Genomic DNA, 1,580 nt, shown 5'->3' on the forward strand with positions numbered 1-1,580 from the left:
TCACAAATAGCAGGTGAGCATGACAGCCTATTTGACGGTGCGGACATGAGTACCAAACTTAAACTCATGGGCGTCGATGTCGGCAGTATTGGCGATGCCCATGGCAAAATCAAAGACAGTTTAAGCTTTGTCTACCAAAACCCAAAAACAGGCGTGTATAAAAAGTTAGTCACCTCGGACGATGGCAAACGCTTGCTGGGTGCGGTACTGGTCGGTGATACGGAAGATTATAGCAATCTGCTGCAGTTGTTTTTAAACGGTATTGATTTGCCACTACAACCTGAAAGTTTGATTTTACCGAATGTCGAAAAGCCTGTTATGGGCGTAGAGAATCTGCCCGATAGCGCAACGCTATGCTCGTGCTATAACGTTAGTAAAGGTCAAATCTGCGCAGCCGTGGACAATGGGGCCATGACTTATGAAGACATCAAGAGCTGCACCAAGGCCAGTACAGGCTGTGGCGGTTGTGCCCAAATCGTCAAAGATACCTTAGTGTCAGAACTCAAAAAGCGCGGTATCGAAGTCAAAAATCATATCTGTGAGCATTTTGCTTACTCTCGCCAAGAATTGTATCACTTGGTGCGCGTCAGCAATATCCACACCTTTGAAGAGATGATTGAAAGACACGGACACGGTGATGGCTGTGAAATTTGTAAACCAACGATTGGCTCGATTTTGGCGTCTTGCTGGAATGACTATATCTTAGATAAACCGCTGGTTGCGCTACAAGATACCAATGATGCTTTCTTGGGGAATATCCAAAAAGATGGTACTTACTCAGTCGTACCAAGGATTGCAGGTGGTGAAATTACCGCCGAAAAACTCATTGTCTTAGGTGAGGTAGCACGCGATTTTGGACTGTATACCAAAATCACTGGCGGTCAACGTGTTGATTTGTTCGGGGCTCGCAGCGACCAATTGCCCGATATTTGGGAACGCTTAATCAACGCAGGTTTTGAAACAGGGCATGCCTATGGCAAGTCTTTGCGTACCGTCAAATCTTGCGTCGGTAGCACTTGGTGTCGCTATGGCGTGGATGATAGCGTCGGCTTGGCCATCGAACTGGAAAACCGCTATAAAGGCTTACGCTCACCGCATAAAATCAAATTTGGGGTATCGGGGTGTACCCGAGAGTGCGCCGAAGCCCAAGGCAAAGATGTTGGTATTATTGCCACTGAAAATGGCTGGAATCTATATGTCTGTGGCAATGGCGGTATGCGTCCTCGTCACGCTGAGCTGTTTGCCAGTGACTTGGACACAGCCACGCTGGTTAAATATATAGACCGTTTCTTAATGTTTTATATCAAAACTGGCGACCGCTTACAACGCACGTCAGTCTGGCGTGAAAAAATGGAAGGTGGTCTTGAGTATATTCAAGACGTGGTTATCAATGACAGCTTGGGCATTGCTCATGAGCTTGAAACCCAAATGCAAGCGGACATTGACGCGTATCAATGTGAATGGAAAACCACCCTTTCTGACCCAGAACGTTTAAAACGTTTTAAGCACTTTATCAACAGTGACAAAGTCGATGACAACGTGGTGTTTGTCGAAGAGCGGAGCCAAATTCGCCCTGCAAC

The 1,580-nt window shown here is 46.5% G+C and carries 1 protein-coding gene; it reads left to right on the forward strand.

Annotated features, from left to right (window positions below; translation table 11 throughout):
* A partial coding sequence (gene nirB / locus RTS10_RS10990; protein WP_312540334.1) for a nitrite reductase large subunit NirB occupies nucleotides 1–1,580 on the forward strand: 1,580 nt, incomplete at both ends.

It is taken from the genome of Moraxella sp. CTOTU47616 (genome assembly GCF_032017465.1).
In the GTDB taxonomy this organism is placed as follows: domain Bacteria; phylum Pseudomonadota; class Gammaproteobacteria; order Pseudomonadales; family Moraxellaceae; genus Faucicola; species Faucicola tetraodonis.